Origin of the sequence: Microbacterium marmarense (assembly GCF_037204165.1) — a bacterium.
Taxonomy (GTDB): domain Bacteria; phylum Actinomycetota; class Actinomycetes; order Actinomycetales; family Microbacteriaceae; genus Microbacterium; species Microbacterium marmarense.
On the sequence record NZ_JBBDGL010000003.1, the window covers coordinates 39790 to 63769 of the forward strand.

The window sequence follows — 23980 nt, forward strand, 5'->3', positions numbered from 1 at the left end:
TCGGGTGAGTGTGGCGCGGCACTTGGCGCTAGGCGCTAGGCGCCCACGGCGTTCCACGACAGCGACTCGATGTAGCGCAGCAGCACTCCTTCGCGCAGCGCCCACGGGCACACCTCGAGCTCGTCGATGTCCATCGCCTTCATCGCCTGGTGCACCACAACGGCAGCCGCAACGATCTGGAACGTGCGGTCGGGAGTGATGCCCGGCAGCTCTTGGCGCGCTTCGGCGGGAATGCGCGCGAGGCGGGGAATCCATGCTTTGAGCGCCTGGCGGGGCAACACCATGCGGTCGATACCCGACCATCCGGGCATCGGGTAGCCAGCCAGTTTCGCCAGCGAGCGGATCGCCTTGCTCGTTCCCACCACGTGATCGGGCCGGGGGAGTGATGCGAAGCGCTCGGCCACCGGCGCAAGAGTGGATGCCGCGTGCTGCCGTAGCGCATCGATCTGATCGTCGCTCGGGGGATCGTTCGGCAGAAACTGCACGGTCGTGCGCCCGGCGCCCAGCGGCACCGACTCGGCGAGGTCGGGCAGCTCATCGCCGCCGCCAGCCAGTTCGAGCGAACCGCCGCCGATGTCGAACAGCAGAATCTGGCCCGCGGCCCAACCGAACCAGCGGCGTACCGCCAAGAAGGTATAGCGCGCCTCGGTCTCGCCGCCGAGCACCTGCAGCTGCTGACCGAGTGCCTCTTCAATGCGCGCGATCACCGCCGCACCGTTCGTCGCGTCACGCACAGCCGAAGTCGCCGTCGCGAGCAGCTCGTCGACCCTCTCGACGGCAGCGGTCTCGCGCGCTTGGCTGACCGCGGCAACCAGAGCCTGAACGCCCTCTTCGCTAATCGAGCCATCCGCTTCGAGGTAGCGCATCAGCCGCAACACAGTGCGCTGGCTCGTGGTCGCCAATGGGCGCCCCCCGGGCCTCACATCGGCGACGAGCAGGTGGACGGTATTCGAACCGATGTCGAGAACTCCCAAGCGCACGGCTTCAGGGTAGCGCGCGGGGGGTTATACGATGAGCGGGATGTCCATTGACGCAGCATCCACCACCTCTGCCGCGCACTCTCTCTATCGCGAGATCGACCGCGGTGAGTGGGCGCGCCTGGCCGGCGGGCTTTCGCAGCCCCTCGCCGAAACCGAGGTCGTGCAGATTCGAGGCATCGGTGACCGCCTCGACATGGCCGAGGTCAGCGAGGTGTATCTGCCGCTATCGCGCCTGCTGTCGCTCTATGCCGAGACGACCAAGCGCCTGGGCGCTGAAACCAGTGCGTTTCTGAGCGAGCCCGATTCGACCACTCCTTTCGTGGTGGGTGTGGCCGGATCGGTCGCTGTCGGCAAGTCGACGATCGCCCGTCTGCTGCGCGAACTGATGAGCCGCTGGCCGGGAACACCCAGGGTCGAACTCGTCACGACCGACGGCTTCTTGTACCCGAACGCCGAACTCGAGCGCCGCGGAATCATGGACCGCAAGGGCTTTCCTGAGTCATACGATCGCCGCGCGCTGGTGGATTTTCTCACGCGCGTGAAGAGCGGCGACCCCGAGGTGCACGCGCCGTTCTACTCGCATATGCGCTACGACATCGTTCCCGAAGCGCGGGTCACGATGCGTCGCCCTGACGTGGTGATCGTCGAGGGGTTGAACGTGCTGCAGCCGCCGCCGTCTCCGAACGAGGTTGCCGTGAGCGACCTGTTCGACTTTTCGATCTATGTGGATGCTGACACCGACAACGTCGCCGGCTGGTTCGCCGACCGCTTCTTGGCGCTGCGCCGCGGCGCATTCAGCAACCCGAACTCGTTCTTCAACGTATTCGCCGAGTTGAGCGACGAAGAGGCGCTCGAGATGGCAATGGGGTTCTGGAACGACATCAACCTGCCGAACCTGGTCGAAAACGTCGCCCCGACCAAGCACCGCGCCACGCTGGTCTTGCAGAAGGGGCAGAACCACGCGGTGGAGCGCGTGTTGCTGCGCAAGGTTTAGCAACATCCATTCGTTCAGACCCCTCGCATACCCGCGCGCCTACCATTGGGTGCATGTGTGGAATCGTCGGATACGTGGGCCCGCGCCAGAGCCAGCCCATTCTTATCGCGGGACTGTCGCGACTCGAGTACCGCGGATATGACTCCGCTGGCGTAGCGGTCATCGATGGCGAAGGTGACCTGGGAATGCGCAAGCGCTCAGGCAAGCTCGCCGTGCTGCGTGACGACCTCGCCGCCCACCCGCTCGCCGATGGCACGACCGGAATCGGCCACACGCGCTGGGCGACGCACGGCAGCCCCACCGACGAGAACGCGCACCCGCACCTTGCCGACGACGATGAGCTCGCGGTCATCCACAACGGCATCATCGAGAACTTCGCTGAGATCAAAGCCGAGCTCGTGTCTGAGGGCTACACCTTTCGCAGCGAGACCGACACCGAAGCAGCCGCCGTGCTGCTGGGCCGTGAGTACCGCAACAGCGGCAACGACCTGGTGGCGGCGTTTCGCGCGGTGGCAGCACGCCTCGAAGGCGCCTTCACCCTGCTCGCAATGCACAAGAGCCAGCCCGGGCTCGTTGTCGGCGCGCGCCGCAACTCGCCCCTGGTGATCGGCCTCGGTGAGGGCGAGAACTTCTTGGCCTCAGACGTCGCAGCCTTCGTCGAGCACACCCGCAACGCGCTGGCGATCGGGCAAGACCAGATCGTCGCGATCACCCCGACGAGCGTTTCGGTCACCGACTTCGACGGAAACCCGGTCGAGGTCGAACCGTTCGAAGTGCTGTGGGATGCTGGCGCCGCCGACAAAGGCGGATGGTCATCGTTCATGGCCAAAGAGGTGTCAGAAGAGCCCGAAGCGGTGGCCAACACGCTGCGCGGTCGCTCGCACGACGGTGTCGTCACGATTCCCGAGCTCGAAGGACTCGATGATCTGTTCGCCGGCATCAACCGCGTGATCATCGTTGCCTGTGGCACCGCCTCATACGCCGGCATGACGGCGAAGTATGCGTTCGAGCAGTGGACTCGCATTCCGGTCGAGGTCGAGCTCGCGCACGAGTTTCGCTACCGCGACCCCGTGATCGGCCCGAGCACGCTCGTCGTGTCGATCAGCCAGTCGGGCGAGACGATGGACACGCTCATGGCGGTCAAGTTCGCCCGCGAGGGCGGCGCGAAGACCGTGTCGATCTGCAACACGCAGGGCGCCACGATTCCGCGCGAGTCAGATGCGATCGTCTACACCCACGCAGGCCCCGAGGTCGCTGTCGCTTCAACGAAGGCGTTCGTCGCCCAGATCACGGCGCTGTATCTGCTCGCGCTTCACGTATCGCAGGTGCGCGGTTCGCAGTCGAAGCTGGCGATTGCCGACGCGCTGCGCGAGCTCGAAGCGATCCCCGCGAAGATCTCGCAGATTCTCGAACGCGAGCAGGCGCACATCGAACAGTTCGCCGGGTGGATGGCTGACACGCGTTCGGTGCTGTTCCTGGGGCGTCACGTCGGCTACCCGATTGCACTCGAGGGTGCACTGAAGCTGAAAGAGATCTCGTACATTCACGCCGAGGGATTTGCTGCAGGTGAGCTCAAGCACGGGCCGATCGCGCTCATCGAGCCCGGCCAGCCGGTGTTCGTCATCGTGCCGTCGCCGCGCGAGTCAGCTGAGATGCACAAGAAGGTCGTCTCGAGCATTCAAGAGATTCGTGCGCGCGGCGCGCGGGTGATCGTCGTCGCCGAAGAGGGAGACGCCGCGGTGCTTCCCTACGCCGACGAGGTGCTGCGCATTCCGCTGGCCGGTCGGCTGTATGAGCCTCTGCTCGCAGTCGTGCCCCTGCACATCTTTGCAATGGGTCTCGCGACGGCGAAGGGGCTCGACGTCGACCAGCCGCGCAACCTCGCGAAGTCTGTCACCGTCGAATAGCGAGCGCGGCGTGGCGCGCGGGCGCGCGGGCGCGGGAGCACGGGCGCGGGAGCACGACGCCGGGCACGTAGCGCGCACGAGCCGCGAGCGCGACGCTGTGCGAGCGCGGCGCGGCGGAAGCGCGGCGCGGCGGAAGCGCAATCAGTCAGGTGGCGTTCAACAGTCGTTCACCGACACGAAGCCTTGCGGCACTCGAGGGCTCTAACTTCAGGCTGTTCCCCCTCGACCTGAAAGTTCTTGATGATTGTCGCGCCTGCTCGCCTTCGCCCGTCCGTTCTCGTTGCTGCGTCTGCAGTACTAGCGCTAGGAGTCGGGCTACTCGCGCCGACCACCGCCACCGCTGCTGAAATCGCTGAGGCGCCGGCTCTGCTCGTAACAGAAATCGTTCCCGACAACGTCGGATACGACGACTTTGAGTATTTCGAAGTGCACAACACCACCGATGCTGCGATTGCTCTCGACACCGCGGGCATCACATTCGCATACGTCTACGGCGACACCGATGACCGAGACCGCGACGTTGCGCTCAGCGTTCCCGCGGGCACCGTGATCGATGCCCACGAGACGGTCGTGTTCTGGCTGAACTACACCACATCAACGGTCGACAGCTTCGCTCGTTCAGCGGAAGAGTTTCGTGAACACTTTCAAGCCACGCAGCCTGATCTCGACTACGACGTCGTGCGTGTCGAAGGCCAAGGGGGCATGGCTAACAGCGGGGATCGCGGAATTCGCGTCAGCGACGAAAGCGCCGAGATCAGCCGCTCGATCTACCCGGCGGGATCGGTGTCAACCGACCTCGGTGCCAGCTTTCGGGTGACCACATCGAGCACGAGCATGGACATGCTCGAAGCGACGACCGCCCCAACCCCCGGCGTTCTGGCGGAGAACACCCTGGTGGTCGCAGAGCCAGAAGCGCCCGGCGAAACGCTTCCACTCGGTGCAAGAGAACTACTGATCACAGAGTTCGCGCCGAACAACGTGGGCGCTGACGCATACGAATACGTCGAGATCGTAAACACCACCGATCGCGACATCGATCTGGCTGAATCAGACGTCACTTTCATCTACGACTACCTCTCTGGCGAAAAAGCACTCGACTACCCGGCAGACAGCACCGTGCCCGCCGGTGGTACCGCCGTGCTGTGGTTGCAGTACTCGCCCAACACCGATGGCCTCAGCGAGGCAGACTTTCGGGCCTTCTACGCCACCGCTGACGACTACACGATCATTCCGATCACCGGTCAAGCAGGTTTCGCGAACACCGCCGACCGTGGGCTGCGCATCGAATCTGGCGACACCGTTGTGTCGGTCGCGCACTACGCCGGCTCCGAGGTGGGCAACGGGCTTGGTGTCGACTACCGGTTGCCCACCCGCACGGACGACGTGACCATGGCTGTACTGCGAGCACTTGCCGACCCGACGCCCGGAACAGTGAGCGCTGAAGCGTTCGTCGCGCAGCCGTTCGTCGCCACACCCGATCCCGACCTGGTGACCTCGCCGTTACAGGTGACTGAAATCGCGCCTGACACCGCAAACGTCTCTGGCTCAGACGCCTACGAGTTCATTGAGGTGTACAACTCGACAAGCGCGCCGATCGACTTTCGCGACTACACGCTGAAGTACCTCTACCCGTTGGCTGACCTGACAAACTCTGCGACCGCACTCTGGCCGGCCACCAATCGGAATGCCATCATCGAGCCCGGCAAAGCGATCGTCTTCTGGGTGAAGAACGGCGCGAACGACGCGCTCACAGCAGACGACTTCAACGCCCACTTCTCGAGCAACCTCGTCGCCGACAGCACGCTGTTCGAAATCGAATCCGCAGGAATGGCAAACTCCGCTGCGCGCGGCATTGAGATCGTCACCAACACGGGGTTCAGTGTGAACCGCGCCTACTACAACCTCGGTGGCGTCGACGACACTACGCCCGACATGCCCGTGCAATACGCAGTGAACGCCGCCGACACCACGCTTCAGACCAAGCTCGGCACTGCGGTCGCAACCCCGGGGTCGATCTACCCTGAGCAGGTCGAGGCAGGGTTGATGATCGTTGCACCAGACGCTGTACTGCCGGCGATCGTCGATGCCACAGAAACCGAGATCACGCCCGGCGAAGACTTCGCCATGGCCTTCACCGCAAGTGACGACGTGCAGGTGAAGACGTTCATTCTGTCGGTGCGCAGCAACCTCGAAGAGCGCTACACAGACGTCGAGCTGCTGGCAGACGGTGACCACTACAGCCACGCAATCAACGCCGTTGACCTCACCGGCAAGAAGTGGTTCGAGTACTACGTCACTGTGCGCGACGGATCCAATGAGGTCGTCACCGACGTGCAACGCGCCACCGTGATCGGCGCAGACACCGAGGCGTTGCGCCTCAACCTCGAAGATGGCGCGTGGGTCAACGGAGTGGTCGACGTGGTTGCTGGCACAGATCAGCATCCATCGAATGTCGAACTGCGCGTCGATGATGTCGCGGTCGAGAGCGTCGACCAGCTCGAAACTGAGCCCGTCTTCGCGTTCGAAGCGAGCGGTGTCGATACGTTCTTCCGCAATGGCGTGCGTATCGGAGACGATGTGCTGCGCATATTCGACGACGGAATCTATTCGGGCTGGGAGACGATCTCGACTCCCGTGCCGCTGTCGTACTTGGCAGGAACAGATCAAGTCACCCTCAGCGTGTGGGCAGGCACCAAAGCTGCCCCAGAGATCAACCTCGACGAGAACAACGACGATTTCACCATTCGCAATCTGCGGTTGATTCTGCCCGACGGGCGGGCGCTGTATCCCGCAGGGTACGAGGACGCCACCGCGATTCTCGCGATGGGCGACAGCACCGGAAAACTCGACTTCTACGACGCCGAGTTCACCATTCCTGCCGATGCGAACACCGCAGCAGGCTACAGCTGGGACACCGCGGCTGCAGCCGACGGCACACACGTTGTACAGGCCAGCACTGAAGGGCTTGTGGCGGCAGCATCCGTTCTCGTTGACAACACTGAACCGTCGATCGTGACCGACCTTGTCGAGGGAACCCGCTACCAAGGCGAGTTCGTGATCGACGCGACCGCGACCGATGAAGGCTCAGGCCTCGAATCGATGACGGCGAGCCTCGACGGCAAGGCAATCGAATTGCCATTCGCCACCTCGTCAATCACGCTGAGCGATGGCGATCACACCGTTGTGTTCTCAGCGAAGGATGCTGTGGGCAACACGACTGAGTTGTCAGTCGCATTCACCACTCCGGTAGAAGAGCCCGGCAACGAGTTGATCTCGCCCGAAGACGGCACGATCGCGACCGAGGGCGAAGACATCACCCTGACCGCGCGAGCAACTGACCCGACCGGCGATGCGCTCACCGTGACCTTCGCCGAGGCGTACCGCCTCTCACTGGGAGAGCAAATCGACGTGACCACGGGCACCGTGACCACTGCCGACACTCTTGAACGAGCCGAAGGGCGAGCGCTGACCGCTGCGGAGATCGAGCAGATCGGCCGAATCGACGAGGTATCGCTGAGCGAAGCGAGTGACACCGCGTTCCCGTATCAAATGTTCGAGGTGACCGTGCCAGCCGAGGCTGGCACGGACTCACGGGTTCGGCTGCGCTGGGATGGTTCGGCCAACTCCGAGGCGAAAGTGCTGCTCTACGGCCTTGGCACCGATGGTGACTGGCATGAGCTTGATCGAGCGCTGACGACCGACGGCGCCGAGACGTCGTTCACGCTGAACGCGCTGGTCGACTCGGCCGACTATGTCATCGACGGCGCCGTGACGGCGCTGGTGCAGCACTCCGAAGGCTTCGCTGGCACCGATCTCTCGAGCCGGGAGTCGGTCATCGAGCCCAACAACGTTGAAGACACCCCGCGGTCGGAGTATGACTTCACGCTCGCGTGGGAATCAGACACGCAGTACTACAACGAAGAGTTTCACCAGCACCAAACCGCAATTCACGACTACCTGTTACAAGAGCGCACCGACTTGAACCTGCAGTACCTGTTTCACACCGGCGACATCGTGGATGACTATGACCAGCTGTGGCAGTGGGACTATGCCGTGCCCGAGTACGACAAGCTCGACGCGGCAGAACTGCCCTACGGCGTGCTCGCCGGAAACCACGACGTGGGACACAAGGAGATCGACTACACCAACTACGGCACTTTCTTCGGTGACGAACGCTTCGCCAGCAACCCGTGGTTTGGCGGCAGCTATGAGAACAACCGTGGTCACTACGATCTGATGACCGTCGGAGGCATCGACTTCTTGATGCTCTACGTGGGCTGGGGACCAGGTGACGCCGAGATCGCGTGGATGAACGAGATTCTCGCGCAGTACCCCGAACGAATCGCCATGATCAACCTGCACGAGTACATGTTGACCACCGGCGGGCTCGGACCGATTCCGCAACAGATCTATGACGAGGTCGTCGCGACCAATGCCAACGTGCGAACCGTGTTCTCTGGCCACTATCACGATGCCTTCACTCGCATCGACGCTTTTGATGACGACGGCGATGGCACCGACGACCGCCAGGTGTATCAGATTCTGTTCGACTACCAGGGCTTGCCTGAGGGCGGCCAGGGCTACCTGAGACTGATGCACTTCGACAACGTGGGCGAGCAGATCATCTCTCGCACCTACACACCGTCGTACGACGACTACAACTCAGACGACCCTTCGCTGGAGCTGCAGCACCAGGACTTCACCATCTCGTATGAGGCACTCGGGATCGCGCCTCAGCAGAAGGTGTTGGCCACTGACGCATTCAGTGCTGAGGTGCTGGCATCTGCAGCCATTTCGACTGTCAAAAACGTCGAAAGCGGCACTGATGTGAGTGCCCAATGGCAACCCGGGCTCGGTGTACACGGCTGGTACGTGACCTCGGTCGACCCCTACGGCGCGACCGCCGACTCAGAGGTTCGCGTGCTCACCGTCGAAGAAGCCAGCACGGTTGATCCCGGCGACGGCGACGGCGATGGCGATGGTGATGGCGATGGCGATTCGGGGGAAGACAACGGATCAGGCGACGGCTCGGGTGATGGTGGTGCCGGCAACGGCGGCCCCGCGACGCCTTCGCTGCCCGTGCCGCTCGATGAGCTCGACCCCGCACTTGAGGGAGCGATCTCGACGACGTTGCTGCGGGTCGGCGAAGCGTTCACCGTGCAGACGAACGACAGCAACGCAGGGGCCTGGGCGCAGCTTTGGCTGCACTCGACGCCGACCGCACTCGGCGGGTGGACGCAGGTTGCGAGCGACGGCAGAATCTGGGGCGTCGTTCCCTCGACGGTCGAGCCCGGCGTGCACACGCTCGTCGTGCAAACCGAAGAAGGAGTTCTGGGATGGGCGTCGGTGCAGATTGAAGCTGCGACCACCGAGGCGCCGGTCACCGAGATTCCCTCGAGCGGGGTCGGCAGCCCGGCTGCAAACGACGCAGATGACGCCGATGCCGAGGCGCTGCCCGCAACCGGCGCAACCACAGCCTGGATGTCAGGCGCTGCCGCTGCGGCAAGCCTGATGCTGGCGTTGGGAGTCATGCTGCTGCTGGTTCGGCGGCGGCGCGTAGCGCACGGAGGCTGAGCGCTGTCACGAACTGCCGCTCGCGCGGCGGCAGTTCGTGACACCTGGTTGAGCCGCGGGTGTGAGTTGAGGTCGCAGCTGGCCGGTTCGATGGGATGGATGCTGCGGTGCCGCGAGTGCCGCGCGCCGCGGGTAGCTCGCGCAGGCGCCGCGCGCTGCGGGCGGCTCGCGCGGGCGCCGCGCGCCAGACGCCGCGATAGTCTGGCTCGTGCCGCAACCGCGGCGCGAGAGGAGCACAGGGTGATCGTCGGAATCGGCGTCGACCTCGTCGACATCGCGCGCTTCGAGCAGACGATTGAGCGCACCCCACGGCTGCTCGAACGCCTCTTCTCGCCAGCGGAACGCGTGCTCAAGCACCGCTCGCTCGCCGGACGCTACGCCGCGAAAGAAGCGCTCATCAAAGCGCTGGGCGGTTCAGACGGTGTCTACTGGAGCGAGATCGAAGTGACCCCCGAAGAGTCGGGGCGCCCGTGGTTCACCCTCAGCGGCTCGACCGCTGACGTGGTGGTGGAGCGGGGAATCAGCAGCATCCACTTGTCGATGTCTCACGACGGCGGTTTCGCGACCGCCTACGTGATTGCCGAGAGTGCGGAGAGCACTGCATGAACCGACTGCCTGCTGGCGTGATGCGCGAAGCGATCATCGACGTCGATGCGATCGAAGACAACGTGCGACACCTGCGCCGACTCACCGAATCTGAACTCATCGCCGTCGTCAAAGCCGACGGCTACGGCCACGGTGCCGTGCGCGCGGCTGTCGCCGCGCTCGCCGGAGGCGCCTCTCGACTGGGAGTAGCCGACATCGCCGAAGCCCTCACGCTGCGCCGTGCCGGCATCGACGCGCCGATCATGGCGTGGCTGCACGCGCCGGGAACCTCGTTCGTCGAAGCAGCGTCAGTCAACATCGAGATCGGCGTATCGAGCTTCGAGCAGCTGTTGCAGGCCGCTGAAGCATCGACTGCGGGGCGCGCGGTCGCCGTGCATCTGAAGCTCGACACCGGGCTTTCGCGCAACGGCATCGCGCCCGACGAGTACCGGGTGGTGTTCGCCGAGGCCGCGCGCCTGCAGCGCCTCGGGCGTCTGAACGTCGTCGGATTGTTCAGCCACCTCTCGAATGCCTCGCCAGACGAAGACCGAGCGCAGCTCGCGCGCTTTCACGAAGGTGTGGCCGCGGCCGCGCTGGTCGGCGTGAACCCGCACCTGCTGCACATTGCCGCCACCGCAGCGGCCATCGACCTGCCAGAAGCGCGCCTCGGCTGCGTGCGCGTCGGCGTGGGCATCTATGGGCTTTCGCCGTTCGACGACCGCAGTTCGGCTGACCTCGGGCTTCGACCCGCCATGACGCTGCGCGCAGCCGTGGCGGCAACGCGGCGCGTCTCGGCGGGGGCCGGAGTGTCGTACGGCTTCGACTACCGCACCGCTGCAGACACCACACTCGCGCTGGTGCCCCTCGGCTACGCCGATGGTGTGCCGCGCCAGGCGTCGGGCGCTGGCCCGGTCACCATCGGCGGCAAGCGGTTCACCGTGGCGGGGCGTATCGCCATGGACCAGTTCATCGTCGACGTCGGTGATGACCCCGTTGCGGTGGGCGACGAAGTCACGCTGTTCGGCGACCCGACGCTGGGCGCACCCGCCGCCGATGACTGGGCGCGCGCAGCATCGACCATCAACTACGACATCGTCACCCGCATCGGCCCCCGCGTCGCGCGCAAGCAGGTTTCGACGTGAGTGGCAGCATCCATTCGTTGAAAAGGGCATGAGCATGGCAGGACTTGACCCGCTTATCGGCACGCGCGAGATCGTCTCGCCGGGAGATATGGAAGCGCTGGGCGAAGAGATCGGGCGGATGCTGCGCCCCGGCGAACTGGTGGTGCTCACCGGACCTCTCGGCGCAGGCAAGACCACGCTCACCCGCGGCATCGGTGCCGGTCTTGGAGTGCGCGGGCCGGTGCAGTCGCCGACATTCGTGATCGCACGCACCCATCCCTCGCTCGTCGGGGGAGCCCCCCTCGTGCACGTCGACGCCTATCGGCTGGGCTCGGGTGCTGAGATGGACGACCTCGACATCGACTTTGACAAGTCGGTGGTGATCGTCGAGTGGGGCAGAGGAATGATCGAGGGCCTTCGTGACGAGTGGTGGGAGATCGAACTCGACCGCGAATGGCACGGGCGCGGTGTCGACACCGCATGCGGCACGTACTCGCGCGCCACCGAAGCGCTCGACGCAGACAGCCCGCGAATCGCCACGATCAGCCGGCGACGCTAGCGCACCAGCCCGAAACTCGGCGTGCCCCTCAGACTGGGGAGCTGAGGGGCACGCGGTCCCCGCGCAAGAAAGTGCGGGGCGCAATGACATCGTCGCATGGGGGTTGACGAGTCACTTCGGTCAATTCTAGCGAGCCATATGGGCAGTGTCTGTCCCCCATTCTGGGGACAAATAGGATTTTTTTTGGAGTTTTATCGACTGTTTTGACGAATCATCGATGCGAGCACGGCGTCGGGACGCTCGATATTGGCGAAGTGGCCGGCGTCAGGAACGCGCACCTCGTGAAAGTCGCGGATCAGCTCGGTGAGCTGCGCAGCATCGCGCTCGCCGGCGAACACATCACGTGAACCGCGAACCGATCGCACCGGGCAGACGATTGCCGTCCAGGTGCGCATCTCATATTCGGCAGCGATCCGCGCCGCGTGAGCAAACGACGCGGGGCGCACCTCTTCGGCGAACGCCGCAATCACCGAGTCGTCGACGTTCGAGACGAACAGCGGTGCGGTGAACGCCCGCATCAGCCCGGCGCGGTCAACGCCACGCACGACGGCGCGACCGGCGGCATCCCAGGCGCTCAGCAGGCGCATCACGGCCAGCATTCCCGCGAAGCCCGGCAATGCGAGCCCGCCGCGAACCCGGTGACGGATCGCGTCAATCACGCCGATACCGCTGGCCGAGATCAGTGTCACCTCGCGGGTCTGCTCGCTGAACCGTGCCGCGATGTCGAGCGCGATGAAGCCGCCGAGCGAATGACCGACGAGCGACCACTGCGAGTACCCGAGCGCAGCCGCGACCTCGACGATCGCATCGGACAGTTGCTCGACGTCGGCGATGCGGCGAGCGTCACCGCTCTCGCCCCACCCGGGCAGATCGATCAGTATCGCGTTGGTGAGGGGGCTCTCGCGTCGATCGGATGCCGCCAGCAGCGGCGTCCAGGTGGTCCACGAACCGGCCGCACCGTGCAGAAAGATGGTCGCCACCGCTTCGGCTGCGGGCGTTGAATTCTCGCCGGTCTCGCGCCCGGTGCGCACCACGATGTTTCCCACGCTCGTCGGCACGACCAGACGGCGCAGCCCCAGCTGTGCGGCGTCAGTGTGCAGGGGATGGGGCGTTGACGCCCGAAGGTGCGTTGCGCGACGGGCGCGCGTCGTTGAGGTGCTCACGAGTGTTATTCGGTGCCGACGGCAGATCGGATCGAGTTTCTCGAGAGCGCCAGTAACCTGGAGGAATGATTCTGGCAATCGACACCTCTCTCGGCACAGCCGTCGCGGTCGTCGAGCCCGACGGTGTTGTTGCCGCTCACGCCGCGAGCGCTGATTCCCGCGGGCATGCTGAAGTGATCGGCATGCTCATCGAATCGGTGCTGCACGAGGCCTCTGCCACCCCAGCAGACTTTTCATATGTCGCTGCGGGCATGGGGCCAGGACCCTTCACTGGGCTGCGGGTCGGCATTGCCGCCGCGCGCACGTTCGCCCTGGGGCGGGGCATTCCCGTCGTTGCGGTGCCGAGTCACGACGCGGTCGCGCTCGAACTGCTGCTGCATGACGCCCTGACCGGCGGTTTCGAAGAGGCGGCCGACGAAGCTTTCGCAGTGGTCACCGACGCCCGCCGACGCGAGTTCGCTTACACCGTCTATCGCGGCCTTGACAGTGACGGGCTTCCGATCCGCCTCGCCGAGCCAGCTCTCGCACCCCGCGACGACCTCGACGACATTCTCGCCGCGCAGGGAATCATCCGGCGTGATGCCGAATCGATTCCCGCCGGATTGCTTGGCCTGGCGGCATCCCGAGCATTGGCCGCTGGTCGTGAGCTCACCTCGGCCGACGCCCTCTACCTGCGCTCACCCGACGTGACTCTTCCCCATGGGCCGAAGAAGGTCACCCCGGCTCACGAGGGGCGGCGGTCATGACACTGCGCGGCGCAACGACCGGTGATCTCGACGCGATCATGGCGCTCGAGCGCGCATCGTTCCCCTCGGACGCGTGGTCTGAAGCGATGATGGCAGAAGAGCTCTCATCGCCGCACGGCTGGTACATCGTCGACGAAGAAGACGACGCGCTTGTCGCCTATGCCGGACTCAGAGCCGCGAAAGGGGCGAAGGATGCTGATGTGCAGACGATCACCGTCGCCGAGTCGGCTCGGGGTCGAGGCCTGGGCCGAGTGATTCTGCGTGCGCTGCTCGACGAGGCAATGCGCCGCGACGCACACGACGTGTTTCTCGAGGTGCGCGCTGACAACCCGGTCGCCCAGGCCCTGTATGTGTCGGAAGGGTTCGTCGAACTCGGCAGACGCCCCCGCTACTATCAGCCAGACGATGTCGACGCCGTCGTGATGAAACTCGATCTGCGCGCCCGTCGCAGCGCGGGCGTCACCAGTGACGTGGGAGCACACGCATGAACCGCACCGAACCACTCGTGCTCGGCATTGAGACGAGCTGCGACGAGACCGGCATCGGCATCGTGCGGGGACGCACGCTGTTGAGCAACACGATCGCCAGCTCTATGGACGAACACGCCCGCTACGGCGGCGTCGTGCCCGAAGTCGCGGCACGTGCGCACCTGGAAGCCCTGCAACCGTCGATCGAAGCCGCACTGGCAGAGGCAGATGTTGCGCTGGCCGACATCGACGCTGTCGCGGTGACCTCGGGGCCGGGCCTTGCGGGCGCCCTCATGGTGGGGGTCGGCGCAGCCAAGGCGCTCGCCGTCTCGCTCGAAAAGCCGCTGTACGCCGTCAACCACCTCGTCGGGCACATTGCGGCAGACATTCTCGATGCGGATGCTGAGCCGCTCGAGTACCCCACGGTCGCCCTGCTGGTGTCGGGCGGTCACACCTCGTTGCTGCTCGTGCGGGATCTGACCAGCGACGTCGAGATGCTCGGCGAAACCATGGACGACGCCGCGGGCGAAGCATTCGACAAGGTCGCCCGGTTGCTGGGCCTGCCGTACCCCGGCGGTCCGCAGATCGATCGCGCCGCGCTTGAGGGTGACCCGAAGGCAATCCCATTTCCGCGCGGACTCTCGCGGGCCTCCGACATGGCTGCCCACCGCTACGACTTCTCGTTCTCAGGGCTGAAGACCGCCGTCGCTCGCTGGGTGGAGCAGCACCAGGCCGCCGGCCAAGAAGTGCCGGTCGCCGACGTTGCCGCGTCGTTCCGCGAAGCGGTTGTCGACGTTCTGGTCACAAAAGCGCTCAATGCCTGTCGCGACTACGACGTGCCGCGACTGTTGCTCGGCGGCGGAGTCATCGCCAACAAGCGTCTGCGCGACGTCGCTCTCGAACGCGGCGAATCAGCCGGTGTCACCGTTCGCATTCCACCGCTCTCGCTGTGCACCGACAACGGCGCAATGATCGCTGCCCTCGCCGCAGAGCTCATCATGTCGGGCCATGAGCCCTCTACGCTCGCCTTCGGCGCCGACTCCACTCTTCCCGTCACTGAGATTCACGTTGCGCCGTCATGAGTGACAACGGCCGGTTCGAGGCGGCGGAATCACAGCCCCCGGCCGCGGATGCAGCGGGTGCAGGCTCGGGCGTGGGTGCTGTGACGTCTGACGTGGCGGGCTCGGGCGTGGGTGCTGTGCCGTCTGACGCGGCGGGCTCGCAGTCGCTCGCGGCGCACCTCGAAGCACCGTCACCCGATGTCGCCGAAGCGGGCGCCGCATCGAGCATGCCCGGGGCGCATCGCGGCGGGTTCTCACGCCTGCCCACTGCCCCTACCGATATTCAGTCGCAGACCGCACCCGCCGAGCCGGGCACCGAAACCAATCCGGTTCCGTTCGCGCAGTGGGTGATGCCCCCGCCCGCGGAGCCATATCGGGGCTTGGCCGCGTGGGCCTTGGCCTTCTCGATCATGGGACTGATCGTCTCGATGTTCGTCGGCTGGGGCTTTCCGATCGGTGTCGTCGGCATCGTGTCGGCGATCATGGCGCTGTTTCGGCCGCTTGAACCCCGCGCCGTTGCGATCTGGGCGTTGGCGCTGGGCATTCTATCGGTGCTCTACAGCGTCGGCTGGTTGATCTTCGCGGCATACGTTGCGAACATCTGGGGCTGACGACGGTACCTAGGCAGCAGCGACCCGATCCGCGAGAATGGCGACGCGCTTGTTGCCGATGCGCGCGAGGATCAGCGTTGCCGACGCATCGCCTCGCAAGGTCAGCGTGCGCCGGAACGCGGCTGGATCGACATCGACGCCCCGCTTCTTGATCTCGAGCGTGCCGATGTTCTGCGTGCGCAGCGCTGAATTGAGTGCCTTCGTTTTGATCGGCAGAACTTCGCGCACGCGAAAGGACTGCACGAAGGGACTGGTCACAGCGGCATCGGAGGTCAGGTAGGCGATGTGCTCGTCGAGCATTCCCGCGTCGAGCGAACGTGCCACGTCGCCGATCAGGCGCGCGCGGATCACCGCACCATCGGGCTCGTGCACGAATGCGCCGAGCTCGCGGGCGGGTTCGTCTTCAGCATCTGCCCCGCTCGTCATCTCATGTGCCGAGTCGCCCCGCATCACCAGTGCCGAGCGGCGCACACCCTTGCGGGCAAGCGCGCCCGACCACAGCACCAACTCGAGGGTGGAACCGTCTGCGCTCACCCACTGCGTTTCGACGTCGTCGGGAATCAACGTGCGATCGAGGCCAGGCCCCAGCTTCACGCCGACCGGCAGACGAGTCGCGAGGTCGAGCACCCAGTCGAGCGACGGCGACCAGTCTTCGGGCCGAGTGCGCGAGGTTTCGCTGTGGCCGGCGGTGCGGCGGGCGGGGTCGAGCCAGGCAGCATCCACTTCTTTGAGATCACACGATTCCGCAGAGCCGTGGCGAACGGTCACCGCATCACCGAACGGGGCGAGGTTGTACGCGGCGACGGCGGCGGTGATCTCGTCCATGTCGACGGCATCGACGCGCAGACCGAGAGCGGCAAGGCCGAGGGCGTCGCCGCCGATTCCGCAGCCGAGGTCGGCGACCCGGGTCAGGCCCGCATCGCGAAACCGCGCCGCATGGCGGCCAGCGATCGCGAGGCGCGTGGCCTGTTCAAGGCCCGCTCGAGTGAACAGCATTCGCGAAGCGAACTCGCCGAACTTGGCCTGTGCTTTTACTCGCAGGTGTGCCTGTGAGACGACAGCCGACACCAGGTCGGGGGAGTGACCTGCCTTGCGCAGCTGCGACACCGCGCGAAGCGCCTCGTCAGACGATGACACCTCGCCCACCTCATCGAGCAGTCGCAGGCCCTCGGGCGTGAGCAGGGCAGTCAGCTCGGCGATTTCCATCGGCCCAGCCTACGGCGCGCGCGCCGGTTGACAGCGTTGCGACCAGCCGCTGTTCCCGGCGGCAACCCCGGGGTGCCCCACCGAATCCCCTAGTGATTGGGGGGAGGGTGGGGGGAATTTCCCCGATGCCGGTCAATGAGGCGCAGCCATAACGTGAGTCTCGATACCGGCAATAGGGCCATAGGCCCACTCACAGATAGGGATCAGACCATGGCCAACGACAACACCCTCACCGTCGACGACTCGTTCAACGACGACAACTCGATCGACGTTGAGACCGAAATCGACACCGATGTCGACATCGAAGACTCGGGCAATGACAACTCAGACAACTCGACAGACCTGGACCTCGACGTCGAGGACTCGCTGAACGACAACTCGAACAACCTTGACATCGAAGACTCGGGAAACACCGACAACTCGACCGAGGTTGACGACTCGTTCAACTCCGAAGTTGAGACCGAGGTTGATGACTCGTTCAACTCCGAAGTTGAGGTTGATGACTCGTTCAACACCGACAACTCGAACGAGGCTGACGACTCGTTCAACACCGACAACTCGAACGAAGCCGAAGACTCCTTCAACGACAACTCGACTGATGTCGACCTCGAGGTTGAGATCGAAGACTCGCTGAACGACAACTCGAACAACTCCACGAACGTGGGGATCGCTGACTCGGGCAACGACAACTCGGTCAACACCGACAACTCGAATGAGGCTGACGACTCGTTCAACACCGACAACTCGAACGAAGCCGAAGACTCCTTCAACGACAACTCTGAGGTTGAGACCGAGATCGACGACTCGTACAACTCTGAGATCGAAGACTCATACAACGACAACTCTGAGGTTGAGACCGAAGACTCCCACAACGACAACTCCACCGATGTGGATCTTGACGTTGACGTGGACGACTCGTTCAACGACGACCACTCGACGAACACCGACCTCGAGGTTGATGTCGACATCGACGGCTCGTTCAACACGCAGACGTTGAACGACCACTCGATCAGCACCGGCATGCGGCAGTACCAGACGGGCTTCCGCGACCTGAACATCAGCGGTGCAGCCGGCGGCGGCGCAGCTGGAGTGATGGGTGCCAGCGGCATGGGCGCCTCGTTCGTCGACAACCGCACCACAATCACCGACCAGTCGGTGAACCAGAACATCTGGAGCGGTGGCGGCGACGTGGGTCAGACGATCAGCAACAGCGCGGTCGTGGCCTCGGGTGACGAAGCGATGGCTGCCGGCGACGACATTCGGATCGACAACTCGATGAACATGCGCATTGAGGACTCGTTCAACCCAGTGCAGGTCGAGATGAACGATGCGTTCAACAACGACACGCGCTTCGAGGTCGACGTCGAGCTTGACGACTCGTTCAACACCGACAACTCGAACAACCTCGATGCTCGGTTCGAAGATGCCTTCAACACCGACAACTCCACGGAGTTCGACACCGAGATCGAGGTCGAAGACTCGTTCAACACCGACACGTCGACTGAGATCGAAGACTCGTTCCAGCAAGACAACTCGGCAGAGTGGGACACCGACGTTGACGTAGACGACTCGTTCAACGACTACGAGAACAACGGACTGATCGACAGCGAAGTAGAAGTCGAACTCGAGTTCTGATGTTCACGCGAGTGCACCCGATCGAAGCGACGGTCGGGTGCACTCGCACACCCCTTATGCGGCGGGGCTCACAGCCGTAAACTGACCAGCACATCGCAAGGAAGCGGATAAGACGATGGCACACACACCAGATCGAGACGGGGCAGGCTCGCCCACGCCGATTGATGCTGCGAGCGGCGACTCGTTCGGCCAGTATGTGGATGCCTCGTTTGATGAGATCGCAGACGGCTACCGTCTGATGACCTCGTTCGCCGAAGAGATTGAGAACGTCACAGCGTCTGACTGGGACCTCGATGCCGATGAACTGTGGGGTGGCGTCGAGGACCCGGCAGATTTCGGTCCCGAGCCCGGCGGTTCAGCCTTCGACTTTGAGATGTAGCTCGATTTCTGATGCAACAGGGGCACGGCTGCCGTGTCGGGCGAGGGAGCTGAAGTTTTTTTGACACACGCAACGAGCAACACCGCACCATCCGCTGGATCGCTCACACGTGCGGCGGATGCTTCTGCGCCAGGCACCGGCGTCGCTCTCGTTGACCAGGTGGCGCGCGTGCGCCAGCTCGCCGAGCAATCGGGGCGCAACGACCTCGCAAAGCGACTCGTGCACACCAGAGCGCGGCTGCTCGACCCGCACATTCGAGTGATCGTCGTCGGTGAGTTCAAACAGGGCAAGAGCAAGCTGGTCAACGCCCTGGTGAACGCGCCGGCGTGCCCGGTTGACGACGACATCGCCACTACCGTGCCCACCACCGTCGGCTATGCGTCTGAACCATCGGCGACGGTGTTGGTGCAAGCAGAGGGAGACAGCGCAGGCAACGAGGCGCACCGCGAACCGATCTCGCTCGACGAACTGGCTGAACACATCACCGGCCAAGCCAGCGAAGAGAATCATCGGCGCATCGTCTCGGCCGAAGTGCTGCTGCCTCGCGAGCTGCTGCGCAGCGGACTGCGCCTCGTCGATTCGCCGGGCGTCGGCGGGCTCGACTCGGCGAATGCGATCGCGACGCTCTCAGCGCTGTCTACGGCTCACGCCGTCATTCTCGTCTCAGACGCATCTCAGGAGTACACCGAGCCCGAGATGCAGTTTCTGCGTCACGCGATGCGCGTGTCACCGAACGTCGCCGCGGTGCTCGCCAAGACCGACCTCTATCCCGAGTGGCGCCAAATAGAGCGCATCGATCGCGGTCATCTGCAACAGATCGGCGACGTGCCCATGTTTGCCGTCTCAAGTGACCTGAGACTGCTCGCCGCTGAAGAGCGGGACCGCGAACTCAACGAGGAATCGGGTTTTCCCGCCTTGGTCACCCACCTGCGCAGCGAGATCATCGAGCGCGCCGAGGTGATTCACGAGCGCAGTGCCGTGCACGATCTGGTCTCGGTGCTCGATCAACTCACGATCGCGTTGCGCTCCGAATTGTCAGCGCTCGCCGACCCCTCTGACACACCTCGGCTCATCGCGCAGCTCGAAGAAGCCAAGAGCCGCGCCGATGAGTTTCGGGGCCGCTCCGCGCGCTGGCAGCTCACTCTGACCGATGGGATCACCGACCTCATCGCCGACATGGAACATGACCTGCGCGACCGGCTGCGCAAGGTGCAGCGCGAGGCAGAAGCATCCATCGACGAGAGCGACCCCGGTCCGATCTGGGACCAAACCACCGAGTGGCTCAACCAGCGAATCTCGGCGGCCGTCTCAGAGACGTTCGTGTGGACCGACGAGCGCGCACGCTGGTTGTCGGAACAGGTTGCGGAGATGTTTCTCGAGGGCGAGCAGAGCATTCCCGCAATCGACGTTGCCGACGCCAGTGGTGTGCTTGATCCGGTCGATGCGATCGGCAATCTGGATGCTGGGCAGATGGGCGCGGCCGAGAAGATCTTCATCGGGGTTCGCGGCTCGTACGGCGGTGTGCTGATGGTCGGGCTCGCGACGGGGCTGGTGGGACTTCCGCTGATCAACCCGCTCTCGTTGCTCGCGGGTGTGTTGGTGGGGCGTCGCGCCTACCGAGAAGACATGAGTTCGAGGCTGCTGCGTCGTCAGCACGAGGCGAAGAATCTGGTTCGGCGCCACGTTGACGAGGTGATCTTTCAAGCAGGCAAGCAGCTCAAAGACCGCTTGCGGCTGGTGCAGCGTGCCGCACGTGATCATTTCGGGCCGATGGCCGATGAGCTGCACCGGTCATTCGCCGAAGCCGTCGCCGCCGCGAAGCGTTCGGCCGGCGCCGACACGGCGCAACGCGAACAGCGCATGACCCAACTGCGCACGCAGCTTGGGCAGTTGCAGAGCGTGCGGGCGCAGATTCCCGGCATCGCCGCGGCGCGGGTGCCCGAGGCGGTCACCTCATGAGAGAGCCCGCGCTCGACGACGCCCGACGTGTCTCTCGGCGAGCGCTCGATCTCTACGCCGACGACCCGCTCGTCGCGGAAGCGCTCGCGTCATATGATCAGCGCTTGCAGGGGCCGCTGCGGGTCGCTCTTGCGGGCATCGTCAAAGCGGGCAAGTCGACACTGCTCAACGCTCTGCTCGGCGAATCGATCGCCGCCACTGACGCGGGGGAGTGCACGCGGGTTGTGACCTGGTATCGCCGCGCTGAGACGCCCACGATCACCTTGCACCCGCACGTCGGGCCGCCACGCCGATTGCCGTTTCGCCGAGAAGACGGGCGGGTGGTGCTGAGCCTCGACGGAATGAGCGCCGATGACGTGGCCTGGATTGACGTCGGGTGGCCGTCAGAGAGCCTGCGCTCACTCGTGGTGATCGACACCCCGGGAATCGCCTCACTCTCGGCAGAGGTCTCAGAGCGCTCAACGAGCTTTCTCACGAAGAACACCAGCGCCTCAGCGGCAGACGCGGTGATCTACCTGATGCGGCATCTGCACGAATCTGACCGCAAGTTTCTCGAAGCCTTCAGAGACACCGCCGTGGGTGAATCGCTGACGGTCAACGCGGTGGCCGTGCTATCGCGCACGGATGAGATCGGCTCAGCGCGAATCGACTCGTTGCTCTCGGCGGCGAAGGTTGCTGACCGGTACGGCCAAGACGGCGATCTGCACTCGTTGGTGCTGGATGTGCTGCCAGTCGCGGGTCTGTTGGCGGAGGCGGCGCGAACGCTGCGAGAGAAGGAATTTCGTGCACTCGTGCAGATCTCTGACATGGAGCGACGTGAGCGGGAACGCTTGTTGATGTCGGCGGATCGATTCGTGCGACCCAACGACTCCACGTCGCTCAGCCCGAAAGAGCGCAAAGAGCTGCTGTCGCGGTTCGGCCTGTTCGGGGTAAGGCTTTCGTCGGCCCTGATTCGCGGCGGTGCCCGCACGTCAACCGAGCTTGCCGATCAGCTGGTGCAGCAGAGTGGACTGAACGCCCTGCAGAGCTTTATTCGCACGCAGTTTCGGGCTCGAGCTGCCACCCTTAAAGTGCACGGAGTGCTTCCGGGACTCGAGAGCATCATTCGCGAGAACCCACGCGAGGGCAGTGCTGAGCTGCTCATCGAGATCGAGCGCATCATCGTGACGACGCACTCGTTGCGTGAGCTGTCGGCGCTGTCGCGCACCCGCGCCGGGGGCTACCGGCTGCCCGAGGCACACCTCGCCGAAGCCGAGCGCATCGTCGGCGGCCATGGCGCCGAAGTTGCCGATCGCCTGGCGATTGCCGGCGCGTCAGGTGAGGCTTCGACAGCAGATATCGACGCGCTGCTGGCCAAGTGGCATGGCATCGCCGAGTCGCCGCTCACGGAACGTGCGGCCGTTGAGCTGTGCCGCACCGTGATTCGCAGCCTTGAGCAGATCGCGTCAGTCGAGCGAGCCAGGTCCGTCGGCGCCCAGGCGAACCACATCGCGCTTCCGCGCTGACCATCGCATCGCGCCGGGCACGACGCTGAACAACAGGGCGAGCAACACGAGAGCGCACTGTGCGACAACGAGATAGCGCAGCGGCTGTGCTTGTTCACCGGTGATCACCAGTTCGATGCCGAGTGAGAAGGTGGCGACCTGCACGCAGAACGTCAGCAGCTGCCACCACCTCACGTTGGGCTTTCGCGCCATGAACGAGACCAACAGGGTGATCTGAACGAGTATCACCGCCACCATGAGGGCGAACATCGACCAGTAGATGATGTCAGCCGCCGCGGTGTACGTGCGATCGTCTCGATCGGCGTCGACGGTGCGAGCCAGATCGGCGATGAGCGGCAGCTGTGTCTCGCGAATGATGAATGAGTACACCACCGCCGAGCCGCCGACGATGAAGCTCAGAATCCAGAACAGCTGGCTCACGCGCACCGAGAAGGGCGGCGTGAGCTTGGCAAGGATCGGAGGGGCGTTCTCGCTCTCGAGGGAGGGACGTGCGGGCGGTTCTGGTCGAGACATGATTTCCGTCACGGCGTTTACTGCTCCCCAGTCATGTCTTCTTCGTAGAGACCGTCATCTTCGACCACGCCGCCATCGCCAGCATCCCAATCAGATTCTTCGACCACGGGCTCGACATACTCGACCACCGGCTCGACATACTCAGCGACAGGTTCGACGTATTCGGCGACGGGTTCGGTCGCAGCAGGCTCGGCGGCTGCCTGAGCCGCGGCGGCTTCGGCGCCGGCCGCTTCGGTCTCGGCAACCGGAGCCGTCGCTGCGCCGTCTTCATAGGCTTGCGTAGCGCTGTCGGCCGCATCAGACACCTGACCGGCAGCATCTTCTGGCAGCCCCTCGAGAAGCGCTTCGTCGAGCACCGCTTGGTCAACCGGCGTGTCGGCACCGTCCGCCGTGGCAGCGTCGTCACCCTCAGCGGGCGTCAGATCTGCCGCATCAGGATTGCCAGCGAGTTCAGCGGCCGCTTCGGGAGAAAGCGGCGTGGCCGTGTCTCCGGTCGGAAAGACGCCATTCTGCGGCGCATTCGTGTTGGTGCCGCCAACGACACCGATGTCGTCGCCGGCGGCCAGAGCCGCATCACCCGAGGCGACACCCGCAACCTGGTCGAAGACCTGATCGACGTCGCCGCCCTCGGTCCAGATGTTCTGGTTGGTGGACTGGTCGACGATCGTGGCGCGGTTGTCGAGCCAGGTGAAGGTCTGCGCCATGTTGGAGTATTCGCGAACGATCTCGTTGTGGTGCGTTGAGGCAGGCGGAATGATCGGCTTGACCGCCACTTCGGGGCGGTCGTAGACGACGGGAGCGGCCGCGCGAATGGCGCTGACATCGACGCAGTCAAGGCCGTTGCTGGCGAGAGTGCCCTCGGGGTCTTGCTCGAACTGTGCCAGGGCATCAGGGTCGCGCAGCAGGCTCAATATGAAGTCGATAATCGCGTTGGCGACTGTGGCTAGCGGTGTACTCATTCGTCGACTCCTCCACGTGCGGTGTTATCAGGGTAGGCAGGTAGGACCCTGCCGGC

At 64.4% G+C, this 23980-nt stretch carries 19 protein-coding genes; 14 read left to right on the top strand and 5 right to left on the bottom strand.

The features are described 5' to 3' along the window. Positions 1 to 35: 35 nt before the first annotated feature. Positions 36 to 980 carry a Ppx/GppA phosphatase family protein gene (locus tag WDU96_RS10520; RefSeq protein WP_337338474.1) on the bottom strand — a complete coding sequence of 315 codons (945 nt, stop codon included), beginning with the start codon at positions 978 to 980 and terminating at the stop codon, positions 36 to 38. 40 nt (positions 981 to 1020) lie between these two features. On the opposite strand from WDU96_RS10520, the gene coaA reads away from it, so the two are divergent. From coaA to tsaE, 6 genes are all read left to right on the top strand, one after another. Beyond that, the gene (coaA, locus tag WDU96_RS10525; RefSeq protein ID WP_337338475.1) at positions 1021 to 1974 is read left to right on the top strand and encodes a type I pantothenate kinase; all 954 of its coding nucleotides are present in this window, start codon (positions 1021 to 1023) and stop codon (positions 1972 to 1974) included. 53 nt (positions 1975 to 2027) lie between these two features. Next, complete coding sequence (gene glmS, locus WDU96_RS10530) at positions 2028 to 3881, top strand: glutamine--fructose-6-phosphate transaminase (isomerizing) (RefSeq protein ID WP_337338476.1); 1854 nt, start codon at positions 2028 to 2030, stop codon at positions 3879 to 3881. A 240-nt stretch (positions 3882 to 4121) separates the two neighbouring features. Next, positions 4122 to 9455 (top strand): metallophosphoesterase, encoded by a 5334-nt coding sequence (locus WDU96_RS10535; RefSeq protein ID WP_337338477.1) that lies wholly within the window; start codon positions 4122 to 4124, stop codon positions 9453 to 9455. Between the two features lie 240 nt (positions 9456 to 9695). Beyond that, positions 9696 to 10061 carry a holo-ACP synthase gene (locus WDU96_RS10540; protein WP_337338478.1) on the top strand — a complete coding sequence of 122 codons (366 nt, stop codon included), beginning with the start codon at positions 9696 to 9698 and terminating at the stop codon, positions 10059 to 10061. Further along, complete coding sequence (gene alr, locus WDU96_RS10545) at positions 10058 to 11182, top strand: alanine racemase (protein WP_337338479.1); 1125 nt, start codon at positions 10058 to 10060, stop codon at positions 11180 to 11182. Before WDU96_RS10540 ends, alr begins: the two co-directional genes overlap by 4 nt. 34 nt (positions 11183 to 11216) lie before the next feature. Further along, positions 11217 to 11720 carry a tRNA (adenosine(37)-N6)-threonylcarbamoyltransferase complex ATPase subunit type 1 TsaE gene (tsaE, locus tag WDU96_RS10550; protein ID WP_337338480.1) on the top strand — a complete coding sequence of 168 codons (504 nt, stop codon included), beginning with the start codon at positions 11217 to 11219 and terminating at the stop codon, positions 11718 to 11720. Between the two features lie 191 nt (positions 11721 to 11911). Here tsaE and WDU96_RS10555 read toward each other — a convergent pair whose 3' ends face one another. After that, positions 11912 to 12883 (bottom strand): alpha/beta fold hydrolase, encoded by a 972-nt coding sequence (locus WDU96_RS10555; protein WP_337338481.1) that lies wholly within the window; start codon positions 12881 to 12883, stop codon positions 11912 to 11914. Positions 12884 to 12948: 65 nt separating this feature from the next. Between WDU96_RS10555 and tsaB the strand changes: the two genes are divergently transcribed. The 4 genes from tsaB to WDU96_RS10575 are packed head-to-tail and all read left to right on the top strand — an operon-like array spanning position 12949 to position 15768. Next, entirely contained in the window at positions 12949 to 13629 is a 681-nt protein-coding gene (gene tsaB / locus WDU96_RS10560) for a tRNA (adenosine(37)-N6)-threonylcarbamoyltransferase complex dimerization subunit type 1 TsaB (RefSeq protein ID WP_337338482.1), read from the top strand. Then, positions 13626 to 14117, top strand: a complete 492-nt coding sequence (gene rimI, locus WDU96_RS10565; protein WP_337338483.1) for a ribosomal protein S18-alanine N-acetyltransferase — start codon at positions 13626 to 13628, stop codon at positions 14115 to 14117. Before tsaB ends, rimI begins: the two co-directional genes overlap by 4 nt. After that, complete coding sequence (gene tsaD, locus WDU96_RS10570; RefSeq protein WP_337338484.1) at positions 14114 to 15178, top strand: tRNA (adenosine(37)-N6)-threonylcarbamoyltransferase complex transferase subunit TsaD; 1065 nt, start codon at positions 14114 to 14116, stop codon at positions 15176 to 15178. The genes rimI and tsaD overlap by 4 nt, the downstream gene beginning before the upstream one ends. Beyond that, a complete protein-coding gene (locus tag WDU96_RS10575) occupies positions 15175 to 15768 on the top strand; it encodes a hypothetical protein (RefSeq protein WP_337338485.1) in 594 nt (197 codons plus the stop codon). Before tsaD ends, WDU96_RS10575 begins: the two co-directional genes overlap by 4 nt. A gap of 9 nt (positions 15769 to 15777) precedes the next feature. Here the strand turns inward: WDU96_RS10575 and WDU96_RS10580 are convergent, their stop codons facing one another. Further along, positions 15778 to 16974 (bottom strand): class I SAM-dependent methyltransferase, encoded by a 1197-nt coding sequence (locus WDU96_RS10580; protein ID WP_337338486.1) that lies wholly within the window; start codon positions 16972 to 16974, stop codon positions 15778 to 15780. Positions 16975 to 17184: 210 nt separating this feature from the next. On the opposite strand from WDU96_RS10580, the gene WDU96_RS10585 reads away from it, so the two are divergent. From WDU96_RS10585 to WDU96_RS10600, 4 genes are all read left to right on the top strand, one after another. Then, positions 17185 to 18609, top strand: a complete 1425-nt coding sequence (locus tag WDU96_RS10585) for a midas domain-containing protein (protein WP_337338487.1) — start codon at positions 17185 to 17187, stop codon at positions 18607 to 18609. Between the two features lie 115 nt (positions 18610 to 18724). Then, on the top strand, positions 18725 to 18988 hold the full coding sequence (locus WDU96_RS10590) for a hypothetical protein (protein ID WP_337338488.1): 264 nt from the start codon (positions 18725 to 18727) through the stop codon (positions 18986 to 18988). A 60-nt stretch (positions 18989 to 19048) separates the two neighbouring features. Further along, positions 19049 to 20947, top strand: coding sequence for a dynamin family protein (locus tag WDU96_RS10595; RefSeq protein ID WP_337338489.1), 1899 nt, complete (start codon positions 19049 to 19051; stop codon positions 20945 to 20947). After that, positions 20944 to 22452 carry a dynamin family protein gene (locus tag WDU96_RS10600; protein WP_337338490.1) on the top strand — a complete coding sequence of 503 codons (1509 nt, stop codon included), beginning with the start codon at positions 20944 to 20946 and terminating at the stop codon, positions 22450 to 22452. Before WDU96_RS10595 ends, WDU96_RS10600 begins: the two co-directional genes overlap by 4 nt. On the opposite strand, the gene WDU96_RS10605 is transcribed toward WDU96_RS10600, so the two are convergent. Further along, positions 22393 to 22965 carry a hypothetical protein gene (locus WDU96_RS10605; protein ID WP_337338491.1) on the bottom strand — a complete coding sequence of 191 codons (573 nt, stop codon included), beginning with the start codon at positions 22963 to 22965 and terminating at the stop codon, positions 22393 to 22395. The two genes, WDU96_RS10600 and WDU96_RS10605, sit on opposite strands and share 60 nt — an antisense overlap. A gap of 17 nt (positions 22966 to 22982) precedes the next feature. Beyond that, positions 22983 to 23924 (bottom strand): IniB N-terminal domain-containing protein, encoded by a 942-nt coding sequence (locus WDU96_RS10610; RefSeq protein WP_337338492.1) that lies wholly within the window; start codon positions 23922 to 23924, stop codon positions 22983 to 22985. Between the last annotated feature and the right edge of the window lie 56 nt (positions 23925 to 23980).

Excerpts from the sequence above, each read along its gene's own strand:
- coaA (WP_337338475.1), top strand. The coding sequence starts at position 1,021 with ATGTCCATTGACGCAGCATCCACCACCTCTGCCGCGCACTCTCTCTAT.
- glmS (WP_337338476.1), top strand. The coding sequence starts at position 2,028 with ATGTGTGGAATCGTCGGATACGTGGGCCCGCGCCAGAGCCAGCCCATT.
- WDU96_RS10535 (WP_337338477.1), top strand. The coding sequence starts at position 4,122 with ATGATTGTCGCGCCTGCTCGCCTTCGCCCGTCCGTTCTCGTTGCTGCG.
- alr (WP_337338479.1), top strand. The coding sequence starts at position 10,058 with ATGAACCGACTGCCTGCTGGCGTGATGCGCGAAGCGATCATCGACGTC.
- tsaE (WP_337338480.1), top strand. The coding sequence starts at position 11,217 with ATGGCAGGACTTGACCCGCTTATCGGCACGCGCGAGATCGTCTCGCCG.
- tsaB (WP_337338482.1), top strand. The coding sequence starts at position 12,949 with ATGATTCTGGCAATCGACACCTCTCTCGGCACAGCCGTCGCGGTCGTC.
- rimI (WP_337338483.1), top strand. The coding sequence starts at position 13,626 with ATGACACTGCGCGGCGCAACGACCGGTGATCTCGACGCGATCATGGCG.
- tsaD (WP_337338484.1), top strand. The coding sequence starts at position 14,114 with ATGAACCGCACCGAACCACTCGTGCTCGGCATTGAGACGAGCTGCGAC.
- WDU96_RS10575 (WP_337338485.1), top strand. The coding sequence starts at position 15,175 with ATGAGTGACAACGGCCGGTTCGAGGCGGCGGAATCACAGCCCCCGGCC.
- WDU96_RS10580 (WP_337338486.1), bottom strand. The coding sequence starts at position 16,974 with ATGGAAATCGCCGAGCTGACTGCCCTGCTCACGCCCGAGGGCCTGCGA.
- WDU96_RS10585 (WP_337338487.1), top strand. The coding sequence starts at position 17,185 with ATGGCCAACGACAACACCCTCACCGTCGACGACTCGTTCAACGACGAC.
- WDU96_RS10590 (WP_337338488.1), top strand. The coding sequence starts at position 18,725 with ATGGCACACACACCAGATCGAGACGGGGCAGGCTCGCCCACGCCGATT.
- WDU96_RS10600 (WP_337338490.1), top strand. The coding sequence starts at position 20,944 with ATGAGAGAGCCCGCGCTCGACGACGCCCGACGTGTCTCTCGGCGAGCG.
- WDU96_RS10605 (WP_337338491.1), bottom strand. The coding sequence starts at position 22,965 with ATGTCTCGACCAGAACCGCCCGCACGTCCCTCCCTCGAGAGCGAGAAC.
- WDU96_RS10610 (WP_337338492.1), bottom strand. The coding sequence starts at position 23,924 with ATGAGTACACCGCTAGCCACAGTCGCCAACGCGATTATCGACTTCATA.